Genomic DNA, 16,315 nt, shown 5'->3' on the forward strand with positions numbered 1-16,315 from the left:
AGGTCGCCGCTGCCGATGGCTCCGGCGCTGGCAATGTTGAGGGTACCGGCGTTCAGGGTGGTACCGCCGAGGTAGCCGTTGGTGCCGCTCAGGGTCAGGGTGGTGTTGCCGGTCTTGACCAGGCTGCCCGCGCCGTTGATCGGGCCGCTCAGGCCCAGGTTGCCGTGTGCACCGACGGACAGCGCGCCGTTGAGGGTCACGGCGTTGCCCAGGTTCACCCGGCAGCGCATTGAGCCCCGTGCCGTCCGCCGCGATCAGGGTGCCCGAACCCAGCGCGCTCTGGGCGCCGATCGCGATGAGACCGCGTTCAGCAGGGTGTTGCCGCTGAACCGGCGCTAGCGCGCCGAGCAGCAGGTTGCCTGCGCCGTTCTTGATCAGGTTGCCGCTGCCGCCGAGGCTTCCGTTCAGGCCAGGTTGTTGCTGCCGGAGGGTGAGGTCGCCATTGAGCGTGACCTGGTTGTTGAGAATGACCGAGGCGCTGCTGTCCAGCGTTGCCGGTCGGCGACGGTCAGGGGCCGAGGCCCAGCGAGGTATTGTTGCCGACCACAGGGTGCCGGCATTGAGCTGGGTGCCACCCTGGAGGCATTGGCGCCGCCAGGGTCAGCACGCCGGCGCCATTCTTGGTGAGGCGCCGCTGCGGTGACCAGGCCGTTGAGCGCGAGGTCGGCGCTGCCGCGATGCCAAGGTTGCCGGCCAGGTTGACCTGGTTGGTCAGGGCCACGGCCGTGCTGGAATCCAGCACGGTATTGGCCGCGGCGTTGAGCAGGCTGGCGCGAGTGCAGTGTTGCTGCCCACACCAGCGTGCCGCTGTTGAGGTTGGTCAGCCGGCGTAGTTGTTGCTGCGCTGAGGGTCAGGGTGCTGGCGCCGTTCTTGTTCAAGCCGCCGGTGCCGCTGATGTTGCCGGTCAGGGTCAGCGGGTTGCTGCCACTCAGGTTCAACTGGCCATTGACGCTCAGGGCGTTGCCGAGCGTCATCGGGCCGGCGGTATCCAGGGTGGTACGGCGGCGGTGCTCAGGGTGCCGCTGCCAGGGCGCTGCCGTTGCCCACGCCAAGGTACCGGCGGCCAGCACTGTGCCGCCGCCGTAGGTATTGACGCCATTCAGGGTCAGGGTGCCGCTGCCGGTCTTGTTCAGGCTGCGGTGCCGTCGATGACACATCGAGGGTCAGCGCGTTGCTGCCGACCGGCAGGTTCAGGACGGAGTTCAGGTGGACATTGTTGGCCAGCGCCAGCGCAGTGGTGCCCACCAGGGTGGACACGCCGCGACGGTGATATCGCACTCTGCCGATGCGCGGCGTTGCTCAGGGCCAGGTACCGCCGAGCAGCGTGGTGCGTTGTAGGTGTTGGTGCCGGTGAGGGTCAGGTTGGTCGGCCGACCTTGACCAGGGCTGCCGGTGCCATCGATCAGCCCGCTTAGGGTCAGGTCGGCAGTCCCACCGACGTTGACTGCGCCGTTGAGGGTGATGGCGTACCGAGGTTGAGCGCGGTGTTGGCGTCCAGGGTACTGCCGGCATTGGCCAGCAGCCTGCCGATCCCAGCGCGCCGGCATTACCGACGACCAGGCGCCCGCGTTGAGCTGGGTATCGCGCTGTAGGTGTTGACTGCGTTGAGGATCAGGTCGGCGTGCCGTTCTTGATCAGGCCGGCGCCAGCGACACCGTCGATCACACCATTCAGGCCAGGGCCGAGGTACCGCCGATGGTCAGGTTGCCGGCGAGATCCACGCGGTTGAGGATGGAACGGCCGTGCTGGCATCCAGGGTGGTGTTGGCCGCGGCGGTCAGCCGGCTATTGGGGTTGCCCAGCGCAGTACTGGAGCGAGGATCAGGGTACCGGCGTTGAGCCGGGTACCGCCGACGTAGGTGCTGGCGCCGCCGAGGGTCAGGGCCGCCGAGCCGTTCTTGGTCAGCCCGCCATTACCGGAGATGCTGCCGTTGATGGCCAGGTCGTTGCTGCCGGCGAGGTTCAGGTTGCCCAGCAACTGCACGGCGTTGTTGATGATGCGCGAGGCATCGCTGTCCAGCGTGGTGTTGGCCGAAGTCCGCAGGCTGCCGATACCGATGGCGGCGTCGTTGGCGATCACCAGCCTGCCGTTGGTCAGTTGCACGACACCGTTGTAGCTGGCGTTGGCACCTGCCAGCGTGAGGTCGCCAGCGCCGCTCTTGATCAGCGAACCGGTGCCGCTGAGCACGCCGCCAAGGGTGGTGGCGGTGCTGTTGGTCAGGGTCAGGTTGCGGGTCGCCAGGTTGATGTTATTGGCGAGCGAGAGCCGCTGGCATCCAGGCTGGAGTTGGCGCTCAGGGTCAGTTGGCGGTGCCCAGGCCAGTGGCGTTCTGCAGGATGAGAGTGCCGCCACCCAGCGTCGAGTTGCCGGTGAAATCGTTGGCACCGCTCAGGGTCAGGGTATTGGTCCCGGCCTTGTTCAGCCGCGGTACCGGAAATCTTGCCCGCCAGGGTCAGGTCGTTGCTGCCGGTCAGGGTCAGGTTGCCGTTGAGCTGGATCAGGTTGGTCAGGGTCTGGGCGGTACTGGTGTCCAGCGCCCGGTCGCCGACGCCGGCAGTGATGGTACCGCGCGGTGGCCCCGGCGGTGCCGAGGATCAGCTTGCCGGCATTGATGTTGAGGCCGCCACCGAAGTTGTTGGCGCCGCTCAGGGTCAGGTCGGCGGTGCCGGTCTTGGTCAGCGAACCGGTGCCGTTGATCGCCCGCCAGGGTCAGGCAGCGCCACTGTTCACCGTCAGGTTGGCGCCGTTGAGCAAGATGGATTGTTCACGGACAACGCGCTCGAGTTCGCCAGGGTGCTGGCGCCGGTCACGTTCAGGCCTGGGTTCCAAGCGCCGCGGCATTGCCGAGGGTCAGGGTGCCGGCGGCCAGGGTGGTGCGCCGCTGAAGTCGTTGGCGCCGCTGAGGGTCAGGTTGCCGGTGCCGGTCTTGGTCAGGGCGCCAGCACCGGTGAGCACGCCGGACAGGACCAGGCCATTGGCGCTGTTGCTGACCAGCAGGCTTGGTACCGAGGTGATGCCGTTGCTCACCGTCGCACCCGCTACCGCAGCACCGAGACCGCGCCGTTGGCGGTAATGGTTGCGCCGGTAAGGGCGCGCTGTCCACATTGAGCAGGCCGCGTTGAGCGTGACCGCCGGTTGACGGTGCCGCCCGCGAACAGCTGGTTGGTCAGGGACCAAGTACCGCTGGTGATATTCAGGTTGCTGAAATTGACGAACTTGCTGCCGTCGATGGTGCCAGAGCCGTCAGCCCGACGCCGCCACCGATGGTGTTATGCAGATTGAGCGTGTTGCCGTTGTTTGGCGGTACCGCCGTCGACGATACCCGCCGCCACGTAGGCGAGGCCAAGTCCACCGAGCACGCCCAGATTGACCCGACGCCCGCCCGCCGCTCATCACGGAACCGGTGATGGCGTTGAAGGTGTTGGCGCCGGCGCCGGCACCCAGGTTGATACTGCCGGTGACCGTACCGGCGTTGGTGAAGGTGTTGCCTGCGGCCGAAGCCTGCATCGCCACGCGGCCGGTGATAAGGCGGACGCATTGTTGGTCAGCACGTTCCTGGCCCCGCCGCGCAGCGCGATCACGGCATGTCTTCCGCAGTACAGCGGCGCTGAGCAGCGCAGTGCCGCTGATCAGGCCGGTGTTATTCACCGTGGTGGTGCCACCCGCGCCGTTCTGCACCACCAGGCCGATCCCGCGAGGCCCAGCAGGTTCGCCCGAGCAGGCTGGACGTGCCCATGATCTGGCCGGTGGAGAGGTTGTTTACCAGCACCGTGCTGCCAGCGGCATTGCTGAGGTTAAGACCGGAAGCCAGGGAAACCAGGCCCGCAGCAGCGAAGGGTCGATACGCCCGGCGTTGTTCACGGTGGTGCCGGTACCAGTGAGCGACACCGCGTTGACTGCGTCGATAACGCCAGGATAGATCTGCGCGCCGTTCTGCACGTTGACCGTCAGGCCGCTGGTCGAAGTGACCAGGCCCACGGTGATGCCAGTACAGGAAATCGTGGAACCGACTGTCGTACACAGGGCCTGTGCCTGTGGACTGAAGAATCCGGAAACCATCCCGGCTGCCGCCATGCTGACGGCCAGCGGCAAGGGTGCAAAACGAGCGGTAAAGGTTTTCTTGGCGAATCTTCTGTCCACGTGCGACTCCTTCGTGGATCAGGCAAATCCGTCTCTGAATGCGTGCTAGAGCTTTGAGGAACTACACACACTGCATGTCGAAAAGCCTGACCTTGGCGAATACAGGTTCCATATGGGGAGAGATTTTGTAGCCAAAAAATTGGATCCACGGGACAATTCGTACACGCTTAGTATTAATTCTTTAGTGATAACCCCTATGAACATGGGGTGAAACCGAGGTGTCATGCGGGTTTGAGCCGACGAACGGTCAGGGTGAATGAAATTTCCTTCAGGCTTGTCGACTTATGAAATTATTTCTAAATGTTTCAAAACTTGCTTTTGATAAGCTTTCGAATGGCAAAACATTCGAACGGATGATCCGATAGCTTCCGCCTCGGCGATCGATCCAGGCTGATTGACGACCCGCTACCCTTCTGAGTATCGTCCCGCCTCCCTCCTTCCCGGCACCACTGTTGTGCACCGCCCAGGCGTTGATTCGCGAAGCGGTCATCCATCTCGCCGGCACTTAATGGCCGCCGCTTAATGGCGAGCCTGGTTTTTCACATCAAGTGCACGAGGATGCTTTCATGCTCATTCGTCAGGCCACCAACGCCGACCACCCACTGCTGCTCGACCTCTGGCTGCGCTCCGTTCGCGCCACCACCACTTCCTGCAACCGTCCGACATAGAAGCGCTGCTACCGCAGCTGCGTGACACCTACCTGCCTGCTGTCGAGTTATGGGTAGCGGTGGATGACCTGGACCTACCAACAGGCTTTATCGGCCTGAATGAAAGCCATGTGGAAATGCTCTTCATCGAACCGGACCTGCGCGGCCAGGGGATTGGCCGCGCGCTGCTGGACCACGCCCGCCATTCGCGCAGCGGGCTGAGTGTCGATGTCAACGAACAGAACCCCGAGGCGGCGGGCTTTTATCTGCACTACGGATTCGTGCAGACCGGCCGCTCGCCGCTGGATGGCGAGGGGCGGCCGTTTCCGTTGTTGCATATGAGGTTGGAGGGCTGAGGCCGGGGGTTGCTCCCGGGTTGTTATGCCCTTGTAGATCAGGAAGGCCCGCTTGGATGCGGGCCTTTTTTAGCGTTTGGTACCTGTTTCATCCTGCCCGAGCAGAAAATTAATCTGTCTCGTTTGCCCTCGCCCGTCGCGAAGCCCCATGCCACATCATCGATAAGTGCCTTCACCTGCTCGCCCAGATAATGGGCTGCCCAGACCGGAGCGCCGCCTTCGTCATCCACGCCACCGATTAGGGTCAAGCGGTTGATGCAGTCCATCAGCACGGACGCCTGAGCCAGCGCCTCAGTGCTCGGTACTCCAGGATTCACACGGAACAAGGGCTCACTGACGGCAGTGCAGTTACTGAACGTAGCGATGCCAGCGGTGGTGTTTACCGGGCTGAAATTCATTCGGGAATTCATGACGAGCATCGACCTCTTCCATGGTGAATGCCCGAGCCTACCAAAACCCGTTTTGGGATAAACCTGTTTCAGGTTTATTAGGTAGGTCGGCTTATCAACCGGCACACCACGATGAAGACGATTCACACCGCTGCTTATCAACGCTTCCTTCTCCTGCTGGTCAAGGCACGGAAGGAGGCCGGACTCACACAACAGGAGCTGTCGGAGCGGCTGGGAAGGCCTCAATCGTACGTTTCCAAGTTCGAGCGGGGAGAACGGAGACTGGATGTGATCGAGTTTCTGGAGATCGCGAGGAGCCTGGGGGGTGATCCACACAAGATGCTTGAAGAGATTGGCTCGGTGCTGGATTGAGGCGGTCGGTAAAAATGATCTTTCATAGGCTTGAGTGCAGCCCACCCCGTGGCAATCCGTCTAGCTCTGTCTAGTACAGGTCAAACATTTCCGGCACCACCGGCAATGTGAGACGGCGCCTGGCCCAGCTTTACCGACACGACTTGGCGCATGAACTTAAGCACCCAGACGATACTGGTTCTGTCTCATACCTGTCTGACATTTCGTAAAGTCATGCCCAAGTACTTGGAATTATCAGATTGGGTTTGGCTGCCGTCCGAAGTGCTTTTCTCGGTGACAATTTGGGCACAAAGCAAGGGCGTTCTCTACAGTATCGTGCCCCCATCAGCTAAGCGCCTGATGTGATGAACCTCCAGGTAGAGACTGCCATTCGGACGCTGAAATGGAGCGGGCAAACGACACCTTTCACAAACACCCTTGGCACGAAGCAGTACCTCAGCAACGACATCGGGATTGCGGCGAAACGTTTTTACAATCTGGTGCCTTACCTGAGGCACAGGATTGGCGTGGTCAAGGCGTTTGGCTCGGTCAGAAGCAGAATCAGCAATTGCATCGGCCACCTGTTGGGCAAAAATCTCGTCTTCATCCGTAGTTTTCACCACTGGCGATAGCCTCAGAAGCAACTCGTCATAGAGGCTGCGAAGTGATGATTGCTTGGCTTGCGTATTGGAGGAAACAGAATCAAGGTACTCAATATGGCCACCCAACGACTGCAGGGCGGGAAGTAGAGCTGCGGGACCGACATCATCTGTCAGTCGAGTCACCATGTACCTCAGCGCTTCCACCTGAGGCGTCAACTTTAGGGTTCTCCCCTCCGCAGCCCATCATATGCCCGAAGGTAGGCATTAACGGTCTTTGTTTTTAAACGTACTCGTTCTCTAACGTTCTTTGCGCCTCAGTGTATGTGATCCTACGGTCCCAGACATCAGCACCTAGGCGGTAAGCCGCCTGGTACATTTGTTCAGTTACAACCATCCTCACCATATCGGCTCTCCTTGAGAAAAGGGTCAGATCTTATTCGCAGGCGGTCATGCAGACACCGGGCTGGGGCTAGCCGGTGAGGTGCTTGGTTTTCACGCTCATTCGCGGCGAAATAGTAATCACAGTGCCGTTCGGGACTGCCATTCGGACAGATTTATTTTTCACCGCTTACAGATACTTGATCCTTTTCGGCATTGCTTGCGACTCTGCTTCTCCCCCGGCCCCATCAACGGCACCGCATGGGAATACCAGTGCCGGCGAATGCCGTTTTCCGAAATAGGCGCTTCGTCCACGGCCCGAGCCCGACGCAGAGAAACTCGAACAACACGTGCTGGGGTGCCCGAAATCACGCCCGAGCTGCTGGCCCAGGCCGCTGTAATAGGCGTGAATCAGCTCATGGGCCAGGCCAATGGCAGGCGGACGGCTGAGATTGAGCGGATTGCTGGCATAGGGATTCCAGCCGATCACGGATTCGGCACCATTGGCGGACGGTGAAACATCGCGCAGCGCTGCGAGGGTCGCGACCAGCGCATGGTTCTGCGCCCGTGGCGACAGGCGTGCCGGCAGTGGATTGCCAGCGATCCAGCCGGCCACTTCATGGAGCGTGATGCCGATGTTGTAGCCCCCGGCGTCAAGCGAGCGGCCCAGGGTCTGGTCATTGAAGTAGCCTCGTTGGAACTGGTCCAGCGCAGGTAACGACGGTCGGCCAGCAGCCCCATTGGTTGGCGTACTGGCGGGCCTTTTCAAGCCGGGCGAAGAACCCCGTGCCGGCGCCCGGCACCGCATCCAGCAGAAGCTCGGGAGAGCTGTTGATCATATGGGTCAGCCAGCTCGCCTGGGCATAGTGCGGCACATTGATGCGATTGAGCGCCGCCTGGGTGACGCCGCCGATCATGCTCGCCGGGGTCAGCTCCTCGGCCACCAGGTTCATCGCCCCACCGCCTCGCGTCGCCACCGTGTTCCCTCCCTGCGACGGCAGGATCGACACCACGCTGGCTGCCGACAACGGCAGCAGGATCTGCCGACCGGCCGGGGTCGCATGGATGTAGCGCAGCGCATCACCGACCAGGCCGCGGAACGTCGCGGGAAAGGTCATGAACTGTGCCACGCCAGTCACCGGATGGTTGCCGATGTAGTTGTCATCCCCGTCACCACCGCAATCCCCGGCGGCCCTGATGCCAGGACTGATCGGTTTCACGCCAGTATTCGACTGTCTGCACCATGGTTGCATCCTTGCTGGTGGGGGGCATGGGGATGGCGAAATAACATCGCATCCGGACCACCGATGGTTGTAGACGGCGCGGGCCCGGCAGTCAATCAGGGAAAGGGCCGGCACACCTTCTAGAGCCGAGGAAGAAGATGTCCGTAACCGGCAGCGCGAGTGAAGTCGCTCAGGCGCCAAAGACTCCCGTTCGCCCCCCATGTGCCATCGACGATGTCCACCAATTGAATCGACGTCATCAGCATCCGCTGATCATCCTCTCCTCTGCATCGCTCAATAGCCTGGTGCAGGCCCGATACGTAATCCGCGCGCATCTGCTCGTCCAGAACTCCGGCTGGCACCTTGACCAGGACGATGCAAGGAATGGCCTGAGCGTGCACGTTCAGGCCACCACATAACCAGCTGGCCGCCTGCACCTCCTCGATAAGCACCCAACACAGGCTACGCTGCCGTGGATCGTTGCCTATACGCTCGTGCGCAATGGCCGCCTCGCTGACACGCTTCAACAGGTTTTCACGTTGCGGCGCGCTGAAAGCACCGGTAGGCACCTTGATAAGGATATTGGGCATGGCTGAAACCTTGGCGATGAATTGGACTTTATTTGGCCCGTCATTCGCGTCTGGCAAAAGTGTCCGATCCGTCCTTTTTCGAGCATAATCCGACAATGCATGATTTCACGATTGTGGTCGTACCCGGCGCATTCGCCTCTAGCGTGACCTCCACGCTGGACATCCTCGCCACCGCAGCAACCATCGCTGAACAACGCGGCCTCGCCACACCGCGCTGGCGGATCTGCGGCCCTCAGCCTGGGCACGTGACACTGGGCCATGGCCTGGCGCTGCAGGTGGAACCGATAGAGCAGAGTGCCGAAGACAACTCCTGCTGGGTCATACGGGCATAGGCATCAGTAATGTCGAGCACCTTGAAGAGCGCCTCGCGGAACCCTGGTCAGCGCCCTTCCTGACTGCGTTGGCCAATCACGTCCGGAACGGCAAGGAAGTTGCCGCATCCTGCTCGGCCGTCTTTCTACTCCACGCAGCAGGGCTACTTGACGGGAGGCGGGTTACAACTTCCTGGTGGCTGGCTCCGCACCTGCAGGCCCTTGCTCCAGGCTGCCGCGTAGACCCGGACTTCATGGTGCTGGCCGATCCCCGCTAACCACAGCGGGCGCCGCCTTCGCGCAAACCGACCTGATACTGCACCTGCTGCGCCGGCGCCTCACACCTGACATCGCTGACAGGGTAGGCAAGGCACTCCTGCTGGACGCCGGCAACTGCAGTCGCCTTTCATCATCCCCGCCGTGCTGGTGCAAGGTAATGCCCTGGTATCGCGCCTGACCGCCCAGATCGAAGACTCGCTGCCGGAGCTTACCGGCGTGAGGGCGCTGGCCGAGAGCGTCGGCATGTCGGAACGAACCTTGTCGCGCCACGTGCACAAAGCGACGGGGCACTCGACCCGACAGCTCATCCAGCGGGTGCAGCTCAACAAGGCAAGAGCGCTACTGGAATCCGGCCAATATTCTGTCGAGGAAATTGCGACACGGGTGGGATATAGGGACCCAACGGCGCTTAGGCGTTTGATGCGTCGTCTGTTGGATGTGACTCCGCGGCAATTGCGTCTTGGTTGATTGGCTTGCAGGGGAGCTGGTTTTTCCGACTGATGTTGGTCGGTGGAAAAGGGACTCGGAATAGGGACGGATTTATTTCTCTTTGCTCCATCCAACACTAGTTTTAACTTTGCCCCTCCTGACGGAGGAGAGAATAAATCTGCCCCCTTTTCCCTGCCACTGGCGTTCGCGCCACCGAGCTGGCCTTGCTAGAAGCCGCAGAAGCGCTGTATCTAAATGGGGCCACTTCAAAGGAGCTTAAACATGACGAAGTCATTCGAGCAGAGAGTCCAGGACGAGCTAGACAAGAAACCTCTGGGAAAGCGAGAAACCAATGTTCGGTTGACACTCCAAGAGGTCGAAACCCTGCTAGCTCTGTGTGAAGATGTGCCAATCGACGTAAGTCAATATGAGCTCTGGTGGCATATGAACAACCTGGAAGTAAAGCTGATTGATGCCAAAAGCCGAATTCAAGGGACGTCTATGGAGACGCGATTGATAACAAGGCAAAGGAAGAAAGGAAGAACTAGGCAGGCATTTGGCCAGAAAGGGGACGGCCAGAAAGGGCGCAGAAAGGGACAGATCTATTTTTGCCTAAGCCCCTCCAGCCCTAAAACCAAAAAAGGCCTGCATTCACTGCAAGCCTTGATTTTTCTGGTGCGGAGACAGGAATCGTATCAACACGAAAGAGGCTGAATTCAATGGGTATCGTTCTTCAGGCTATGACTCATTATCTCTAAAATTATCCTCAGCCTGTTTCTAGGCTCCCGGCCGCCGTGAAAAAACCTGACAGGATGATGAAATGCGCTGAGGCATTCTGCCATCCATTCGCTAAGGTCAGCTTCAGGCTCTTCTAGAGGATTGCAGTTATCGACATTAAGCTGCCTTTACCAAAAGGGAGCAATCGGGCATGAGCGGCCATCAAGACGCGCAGCACTGCGAAATTTCGCTTAACTGTTGTACCTTGGACCAATCCTTGAGCAGGGCTCTGAAGGATTACGAGGACGGGATGGCGGTTAGTCGGAATGACATGCGCCGACTAACCTACACCATGAGAGCTGCACGAGAGTTCTCAACCAGGGTTCGCAGGCAACTCGAATACATGCTCAGCGCCGAACCAGGCTGTGATCTGAGCTAGCGCTGCCGGGCTTAGCAGTTGAGTAAAAAGCAAAGCTAAACGGACTTTGGGACGAGAACACGCGACGTAGAAGAGGTTACGATTGCTTTCGAATTTCTCACGCCTGTTCGCCGGTGGCCCCGGCTGAAACCACTCAAGCATTTCAGCGAAATTATATTGGTTCCAGCCTCGGCCCAGCACAACGATCACGTTTTCGAACTCAGCTCCCTTTACCCCGTGTTTTGTCGCGAACGGCGTATGCCCATCGATGAATTGGTCCAGCGCTATCAGCTCCGAGTAAGGAACTTCCCTTAGCTTTCGAAGCTGAGTAATCCTGCGCGGCTCGTCCTCACCTGGTTCTACACCGGCGTCCTGTAACCCTTGCTCATTTCGTAGCACCGCATTGGGGAGTTGCATCTGCGGTACGGCCATGATGTGGTCAATCACCTCGCCGATGGTACCGGTCAACCTCAGTTCGAGAAGCGCCTCCATTGCCTCAGTCCAAGCGACTTTGTCGCTGTGCCTTTGAATCGTTGGCCGATCGCTTGCCAGGTGCCCAAACATGGCGCCGTATCTACGCTGTTGATATGCGACACATGCTGGCTCAAGCTGATCTGCCAGATACTTGATATGGGGATCTTCCTTCTTCAGCCAGGGATCGTTGAACTGTCCAAAAATCGGAGGGATCGAGGAGTACCCCTGCTCACGAGCAATGCCTCTGTGGTTCAAAATCAGAATCTTGGTCTTCTGGGGAGAGAGGTCCCATCCTTCGACGTTTAGCTGAACTTTCAAGCATTCGAAGTAAGCACGAGCCGCTTCAGGGCTGGTGTCGCCAGTCCAGTGTCCACCCCCGGCTCCCGTGCGCCGTGCTCCAGGCCAGCGATTGGTATGGAACACCCGGGCTTCACCGATCAAGTCCGGATCTCTTACCTCTTGTTGCAAGCCTGGTCGCATCTGATTCAACACATCGACAATCCGCGATGCCGAGCGAAAATTCGCATTTTTTTCGATCGGCTGGAGTGCCTCATGCTCTACCAGGCCGCAGCCCTCATCGTAAATTTTTTGCCAATGGTCACCAAACAGGCCAATCATCGGCCCCTCACGCGATCTAGAACCACGATTTCAGTGCACCGACAAAATGCTCATCCGTGTCCTGATACTCGTCGACAAACAGGATCGGATATCGGGACGTCAATACGGCCCTAAACTTCGGAGACGGAAGCGCCTGAACCATCAAGGTCAGAACATCTTCGTGCCGAATCGAGACTTCGTCCTCCGATACGCGTGGAATACCATTTCGTAATGGATGCGCCTGTTGCCTACGCCTCCCACCGTTTCAAAGCGATCTTGCCAAAAAGCTTCTGCGCCAAGGAATGCTCTCAGTGATGATTGAAAGTCTCTGAGCAATGACCAGCAGAAACCATGCACAGTCTCGGCTTGAATTGCAGGGTGCGCCTGGAAGCGAGAGATGATCTCGTCTTTTGCCACATTGGTGTAAGTGATACACGCGACTTGCTGACGCTCCCGGATCAAAGCTGGACCTCGGTGCTCAATCAATCGACTCAGTGCCTTCTCCAGCGAATAGGTCTTACCAGCTCCAGCACCTGCTTCCAGGCGAAAGCTTGACCTTCGTCCAAACAAGCGAACATGCGCTCCAGAGCTTCTCGCCCTGCTCTGTCCGCGGGGCTTTCCTGAATGTCAGGCATCGCCTTGCCCTCCTTCAGCGGCCACTGCTTCGCCAACAACCTCAACCACTGCGGCCATGGTCCGAGCAGCCATTTGGGTATCAACGACCGGCGCCCCGACTGCGAGCCAACGCAATCCTTCAGCGATGTATCTAGGCACGTTCCAGTTCGTATCATCGATCGCGTATTTCAACGCAAAAGCTGACTTTTTCTGGTCCGCCGCATGCTCGTAAGCTAGGGATGCCACATCGCCCTGCCCCAGCTGAAATCGATCAAGGTTCGCCAGGATGAACGCGTCCTCAAAGCTTCTGCCTGAAGGCCCGGGTTCGTTCCCCTCCGGAATTTGGTAGGCGATGCGCCTCAATCCTCTGGTCTTCTCTGCTGACGTTTTCGCCAGCAGTTGGGCAGGAGTGACTTCGGCCTCAAACCAGTCTTTGAGGCAGGCATTGCTCGTGTACAGCCCCTCCGCAACAGGACAGGCGTTTCGTTTTCTCTCTGCGTTCGGCTTAACGGAGTCAATGTCAGTCACGATCAGCGTACGCAGTTCCAGGAAATTAAGAAGGTCATGGAACCGATGTGCGTATGCGCCGCCAACCTCCATAACCGTCAATACTGACTTGCCAGCTGAGGCTCACCGACCGCAGCTGCATCAGTTTTGGCGATCATGGTTGGCAGCAGCAATCGTTCTGATGTTCCCTCGATCAAGATGGCTTTGTCCGCAAAGAAAAGGTCGCAGCGAGTGAGCGTCAGGTACTGATACAGAAAATCTCTGTCCGGTGCTGGAGCCCCGCCCATACCCACCTCAAGTCCTTGACCTTGGACTGCCGAATTCCGTGTTCATCGGTCATAGAGAGAAAGTAACGCATGGTTTCGAAGCGCGCTTCGTTGGCCATGTGCGGAGAGTGGGTAGAAATTACAAACTGCACTGGCCAAGGACGGCTGTCATTCAGTTGCTGCTCGAACGCGCCCTTGATCAGGTGCAATTGTCGGATGAAGACCTCCTGCATTTGCGGATGCAAATGGGCCTCAGGCTCCTCAATGAAGATTAGGTGTACGCTTGCTGCTGCGGGCGTAGCTTGGAACTCCTGAAGAATTTCAGTAATTGCAGAAGTATGTACACCAGGTTACGGACGCCGAGTCCGTTGTAGCTTTCCGGGAGGGTCAGGCCGTTTACCCCCCTGTATCTGACCTGCGTGTGGTCTTTAAGCAGGCGCTCGACATCGAAAGTGGTCACGGTGGTGAGGCCTGGGTCATCTAAGCCTGGATAGCCGAAAAGCTCGAACGTAGGGAGCAGCGAGGTCAATCCGGCGTTGAAACCGTCATGCAGCTCCTTTTGAATCTTCTCCACTGCGCCATGGAGCTGTTCGGCTGTGGTTCGCTTCTCGGGATCTGTGGGGTCGGTCAATGCCGATTGGAACAGTACCTCCACCACCTTCCCAAGAACATCGCGCTCTCGGTGTGTATCGTCATCTAGGCCCCGTTGCGCATTGATGAATCCGCCACGGATCAACGTAGTGAGTGCTTTAAGGTCGAGGTCCTTGCGGTTCGTAGGATCGTTGGGGTCGACCGCTTCCAGGCGAGGCTCGTAGGCCGCGGCCAGGCGTTTCTTTATCAGGCTGAAAAAGCCAGGACGTTGATCCCCTGCTCCGCGTTGGGAGCAATGATTTCCGCGAAAAGCGACTCAAGGGCTGTCGCCCGTGGTCCATAGGTCAAGACGATGCGCGCACAAGAACAATCTGGATCTAGGTCTACGATACATTCGCTGAGCGGCCCCAGATCTGGGGCATCAATGTCATAGGAAATGTCCAGTGTGACCCTAACAACGGGAAGCATGGCGGCAACATCGGAGCGGGCTATCTCGCCGTGAAATGCATTGAAGGCCGTCCAAAACTCTTCGTGACTTCCCAGGGAGAAATCCTCAAGCCTGAAAGAGGGAGCCCTGTCTGAAAGGAGCCGACGAAACACCTCAGCGATGGAGGTTTTGCCACAGTTGTTGCGTCCGACAATCAGCGTCGTGCCGTCTTCTAGGCCAAGGCTGACATTCTGAAGCAGTCTGAAATTTTGAATCTCAACGCGCTCGATCCGCATGATGTCCCTACCGTGAAATCGTATGGCCATCACTGTAGATGCTGAATTGGAGCAGTCAATGTCAGGACAATTCTCCTCAACGCACTCGCTGTCCGCGACCAATAGGTTTGGATGGGAAGCAGCCATTCACGAATGACCGCTTCCGGCCCAGGCGGTGTGAAATCTTCGTCGCGATCAGGCTGGTTAGAAAACAACCCGAATTTCGCGCTTCTACGCGAATTGTGGGTAGCCTGAATAGCTAAGCTTTGACAGATTTCACGAAAGCTCGCGTTCGAGCAGAAAATGCTCCGAAACATGAATGTAATTGCAGCAACTAAATCGCTTAGATAGACTCGACCTCAATCTAACTACCAATGGTGTCACATGAAAACCTACAGCTACATACCTACTACCAAGGGCCAACCCCGACTAATCCAATGCGAGACGAACTCTCCACCGATGAGCAAGAAGAAGCTTGAGGCATTCTACGCAGACATAGCAACTCACTTTGAGGATATAGGCTGCACAGTTAAAAGGAACAGCGTTGGCTTGATTAGCATTACAACAGATATGCCTGAGAAGGACTGCCATGATATTGTTAAAGGGCTACTAATTAGCCTAGACCTGCGTGCTGATAAACTTTAAGGAACCCAATAGATGACTCGTGTGGCAGTGGAGGCTACCACCAAAGCACCATAAACCAAGAATTGGGCACCTATCGCTGCCATTGCATTAATGATTTGCACAACGGCAGTAGCAGCACCTTGGCTCTGGCAATTCTCTGCATCCGGTTAAGCACAAGCCCTGCTGATTGGGGCGTGTTTGGCGACTACTTCGGGGGGTATGTCAACTTAATATCCGTTCTTGGATTCATCGGCATCATAGCCACTATAAAAACTCAATCAGATACCATTTCTACTCAGCTTTCTGGAATCGCTCAGGAAAAGGAAATTCGAGACGATGAGGTTTATAGCAAACAATCGCTTGAATGCCTTAACGAAGCCTTGGATAAGCTTAAGAGCCCCTTAGATGGCAAACTCTATAGAAGCCGTCTTGCATGGCTGGAATCTGCCCGCCTAATAGTCACTGCACAGGATCTTGCTGGCCGCATCAAAAGCGATAGCATGCAGCATACCTATAAGGCAGCAGAGAAGGTGATTCGCTCTAAATTTAGCACTATGCTCAACCCTGACAACAGCCCTGAGACAATGCAGCCAGTTACTTCTACCACATGGATTGGGATGCTGGATCAAGGGCAACGAAGAAAATACACGAAACTTCAGCTATGTAATCTATAAATTTGCTAGCTGGCAAAGCGATACAGTTGATGAGCTTGACTCTGTGGAGAAGGTAGATTTCAAAAATATCAGTGAGCGATACTTTGGCGCCCGTCACTTCCTTGAAATGGAAAGGATCAAAAATAGCGACGAAAAAGGGGACAGATTTTTTGCCATCCCCTAAAACAAAAAGGCCTGCATTCACTGCAGCCCTGATTTTTCTGGTGCGGAGACAGGAATCGAACTGCGACCTCGCGTTACGAGTTAGATGCTCTTATTTTTACAATCTTCATCACCCCTACAGACCTATGCAGAATGGGCCTTTCAGCTTAGTCTTGGCTTAACGAACCATCACCCAGATGACCATTTTTGATAGCCGTGCTAGCCCAGCGCTAGCCAAGCGATTCAGGTTGAAGCCACGATGAAGCTGAAGTTCACCAAGACCGCACTGATGG

The 16,315-nt window shown here is 57.8% G+C and carries 26 protein-coding genes and 3 pseudogenes; 6 read left to right on the forward strand and 23 right to left on the reverse strand.

Going from position 1 to position 16,315, the window contains the following annotated elements; genetic code table 11:
• The 9 genes from CSV86_RS29345 to CSV86_RS29380 form a co-directional block, all read right to left on the reverse strand.
• Nucleotides 1-230, reverse strand: a 230-nt coding sequence (locus CSV86_RS29345; protein WP_170395254.1) for an autotransporter-associated beta strand repeat-containing protein, incomplete at its 3' end; no start/stop codon positions are given.
• Nucleotides 231-508: 278 nt separating this feature from the next.
• Nucleotides 509-742 carry a hypothetical protein gene (locus CSV86_RS29350; protein WP_170395257.1) on the reverse strand — a complete coding sequence of 78 codons (234 nt, stop codon included), beginning with the start codon at nt 740-742 and terminating at the stop codon, nt 509-511.
• On the reverse strand, nt 712-1,158 hold the full coding sequence (locus CSV86_RS29355; RefSeq protein WP_170395260.1) for an autotransporter-associated beta strand repeat-containing protein: 447 nt from the start codon (nt 1,156-1,158) through the stop codon (nt 712-714). Before CSV86_RS29355 ends, CSV86_RS29350 begins: the two co-directional genes overlap by 31 nt.
• A 45-nt stretch (nt 1,159-1,203) precedes the next feature.
• On the reverse strand, nt 1,204-1,548 hold the full coding sequence (locus CSV86_RS29360) for a hypothetical protein (RefSeq protein WP_170395263.1): 345 nt from the start codon (nt 1,546-1,548) through the stop codon (nt 1,204-1,206).
• A 229-nt stretch (nt 1,549-1,777) separates the two neighbouring features.
• Nucleotides 1,778-2,353 (reverse strand): autotransporter-associated beta strand repeat-containing protein, encoded by a 576-nt coding sequence (locus tag CSV86_RS33135; protein WP_170395266.1) that lies wholly within the window; start codon nt 2,351-2,353, stop codon nt 1,778-1,780.
• Nucleotides 2,301-2,423, reverse strand: a complete 123-nt coding sequence (locus CSV86_RS31485; RefSeq protein WP_205346507.1) for an autotransporter-associated beta strand repeat-containing protein — start codon at nt 2,421-2,423, stop codon at nt 2,301-2,303. The genes CSV86_RS33135 and CSV86_RS31485 overlap by 53 nt, the downstream gene beginning before the upstream one ends.
• Nucleotides 2,420-2,698, reverse strand: a complete 279-nt coding sequence (locus CSV86_RS29370; RefSeq protein ID WP_170395297.1) for an autotransporter-associated beta strand repeat-containing protein — start codon at nt 2,696-2,698, stop codon at nt 2,420-2,422. The genes CSV86_RS31485 and CSV86_RS29370 overlap by 4 nt, the downstream gene beginning before the upstream one ends.
• Nucleotides 2,699-2,851: 153 nt before the next feature.
• Nucleotides 2,852-3,106 carry an autotransporter-associated beta strand repeat-containing protein gene (locus tag CSV86_RS29375; RefSeq protein WP_170395269.1) on the reverse strand — a complete coding sequence of 85 codons (255 nt, stop codon included), beginning with the start codon at nt 3,104-3,106 and terminating at the stop codon, nt 2,852-2,854.
• 654 nt (nt 3,107-3,760) lie between these two features.
• Complete coding sequence (locus CSV86_RS29380) at nt 3,761-4,141, reverse strand: hypothetical protein (protein ID WP_170395273.1); 381 nt, start codon at nt 4,139-4,141, stop codon at nt 3,761-3,763.
• Nucleotides 4,142-4,707: 566 nt separating this feature from the next.
• Here CSV86_RS29380 and CSV86_RS29385 point away from each other — a divergent pair.
• A pseudogene (locus CSV86_RS29385) lies at nt 4,708-5,144 on the forward strand (acetyltransferase).
• A 38-nt stretch (nt 5,145-5,182) separates the two neighbouring features.
• Here CSV86_RS29385 and CSV86_RS33700 read toward each other — a convergent pair.
• The gene (locus CSV86_RS33700) at nt 5,183-5,563 is read right to left on the reverse strand and encodes a DUF3077 domain-containing protein (RefSeq protein WP_170395276.1); all 381 of its coding nucleotides are present in this window, start codon (nt 5,561-5,563) and stop codon (nt 5,183-5,185) included.
• Between the two features lie 102 nt (nt 5,564-5,665).
• Here CSV86_RS33700 and CSV86_RS29395 point away from each other — a divergent pair, with 102 nt between their 5' ends.
• Nucleotides 5,666-5,905, forward strand: coding sequence for a helix-turn-helix domain-containing protein (locus tag CSV86_RS29395; protein WP_009402716.1), 240 nt, complete (start codon nt 5,666-5,668; stop codon nt 5,903-5,905).
• Between the two features lie 234 nt (nt 5,906-6,139).
• On the opposite strand, the pseudogene CSV86_RS33705 reads toward CSV86_RS29395, so the two are convergent.
• The 5 genes and pseudogenes from CSV86_RS33705 to CSV86_RS29415 all read right to left on the reverse strand — a co-directional run.
• Nucleotides 6,140-6,199, reverse strand: a pseudogene (locus tag CSV86_RS33705) (hypothetical protein); the annotation flags it as partial.
• A gap of 11 nt (nt 6,200-6,210) precedes the next feature.
• A complete protein-coding gene (locus CSV86_RS29400; RefSeq protein WP_240160672.1) occupies nt 6,211-6,672 on the reverse strand; it encodes an HNH endonuclease signature motif containing protein in 462 nt (153 codons plus the stop codon).
• A 382-nt stretch (nt 6,673-7,054) separates the two neighbouring features.
• A complete protein-coding gene (locus tag CSV86_RS29405; protein ID WP_170395281.1) occupies nt 7,055-7,633 on the reverse strand; it encodes a type III secretion system effector protein in 579 nt (192 codons plus the stop codon).
• The gene (locus tag CSV86_RS29410) at nt 7,542-8,084 is read right to left on the reverse strand and encodes a hypothetical protein (protein WP_170395284.1); all 543 of its coding nucleotides are present in this window, start codon (nt 8,082-8,084) and stop codon (nt 7,542-7,544) included. The genes CSV86_RS29405 and CSV86_RS29410 overlap by 92 nt, the downstream gene beginning before the upstream one ends.
• 143 nt (nt 8,085-8,227) lie before the next feature.
• On the reverse strand, nt 8,228-8,677 hold the full coding sequence (locus tag CSV86_RS29415; protein ID WP_009402722.1) for a tautomerase family protein: 450 nt from the start codon (nt 8,675-8,677) through the stop codon (nt 8,228-8,230).
• Between the two features lie 95 nt (nt 8,678-8,772).
• Here CSV86_RS29415 and CSV86_RS29420 point away from each other — a divergent pair.
• A pseudogene (locus tag CSV86_RS29420) lies at nt 8,773-9,735 on the forward strand (GlxA family transcriptional regulator).
• 243 nt (nt 9,736-9,978) lie between these two features.
• Nucleotides 9,979-10,410: a hypothetical protein gene (locus CSV86_RS29425; RefSeq protein ID WP_170395287.1), complete on the forward strand. Its 432-nt coding sequence runs from the start codon at nt 9,979-9,981 to the stop codon at nt 10,408-10,410.
• A gap of 376 nt (nt 10,411-10,786) precedes the next feature.
• On the opposite strand, the gene CSV86_RS32510 is transcribed toward CSV86_RS29425, so the two are convergent.
• From CSV86_RS32510 to CSV86_RS32535, 8 genes are all read right to left on the reverse strand, one after another.
• Nucleotides 10,787-11,923 (reverse strand): hypothetical protein, encoded by a 1,137-nt coding sequence (locus CSV86_RS32510; RefSeq protein ID WP_240160673.1) that lies wholly within the window; start codon nt 11,921-11,923, stop codon nt 10,787-10,789.
• A 16-nt stretch (nt 11,924-11,939) separates the two neighbouring features.
• Nucleotides 11,940-12,065, reverse strand: coding sequence for a hypothetical protein (locus tag CSV86_RS33710; RefSeq protein WP_376699788.1), 126 nt, complete (start codon nt 12,063-12,065; stop codon nt 11,940-11,942).
• A gap of 5 nt (nt 12,066-12,070) precedes the next feature.
• On the reverse strand, nt 12,071-12,472 hold the full coding sequence (locus CSV86_RS32515) for a UvrD-helicase domain-containing protein (RefSeq protein ID WP_240160674.1): 402 nt from the start codon (nt 12,470-12,472) through the stop codon (nt 12,071-12,073).
• A 57-nt stretch (nt 12,473-12,529) separates the two neighbouring features.
• Nucleotides 12,530-13,117, reverse strand: coding sequence for a toprim domain-containing protein (locus CSV86_RS32520; RefSeq protein WP_240160675.1), 588 nt, complete (start codon nt 13,115-13,117; stop codon nt 12,530-12,532).
• A 5-nt stretch (nt 13,118-13,122) separates the two neighbouring features.
• The gene (locus CSV86_RS33715) at nt 13,123-13,311 is read right to left on the reverse strand and encodes a TOPRIM nucleotidyl transferase/hydrolase domain-containing protein (protein WP_376699787.1); all 189 of its coding nucleotides are present in this window, start codon (nt 13,309-13,311) and stop codon (nt 13,123-13,125) included.
• The gene (locus CSV86_RS32525; protein ID WP_240160681.1) at nt 13,263-13,523 is read right to left on the reverse strand and encodes an ATP-binding protein; all 261 of its coding nucleotides are present in this window, start codon (nt 13,521-13,523) and stop codon (nt 13,263-13,265) included. Before CSV86_RS32525 ends, CSV86_RS33715 begins: the two co-directional genes overlap by 49 nt.
• 38 nt (nt 13,524-13,561) lie before the next feature.
• Nucleotides 13,562-14,026, reverse strand: a complete 465-nt coding sequence (locus tag CSV86_RS32530) for an AAA family ATPase (protein ID WP_240160676.1) — start codon at nt 14,024-14,026, stop codon at nt 13,562-13,564.
• 101 nt (nt 14,027-14,127) lie between these two features.
• Nucleotides 14,128-14,604: an AAA family ATPase gene (locus tag CSV86_RS32535; protein WP_240160677.1), complete on the reverse strand. Its 477-nt coding sequence runs from the start codon at nt 14,602-14,604 to the stop codon at nt 14,128-14,130.
• A 438-nt stretch (nt 14,605-15,042) separates the two neighbouring features.
• Between CSV86_RS32535 and CSV86_RS29440 the strand changes: the two genes are divergently transcribed.
• Complete coding sequence (locus CSV86_RS29440; protein ID WP_170395289.1) at nt 15,043-15,228, forward strand: hypothetical protein; 186 nt, start codon at nt 15,043-15,045, stop codon at nt 15,226-15,228.
• Nucleotides 15,229-15,290: 62 nt separating this feature from the next.
• Nucleotides 15,291-15,881 (forward strand): hypothetical protein, encoded by a 591-nt coding sequence (locus CSV86_RS29445; RefSeq protein WP_170395292.1) that lies wholly within the window; start codon nt 15,291-15,293, stop codon nt 15,879-15,881.
• Nucleotides 15,882-16,315 lie beyond the last annotated feature (434 nt).

The organism is Pseudomonas bharatica CSV86, from assembly GCF_000319305.2.
Taxonomy (GTDB): Bacteria; Pseudomonadota; Gammaproteobacteria; order Pseudomonadales; family Pseudomonadaceae; genus Aquipseudomonas; species Aquipseudomonas bharatica.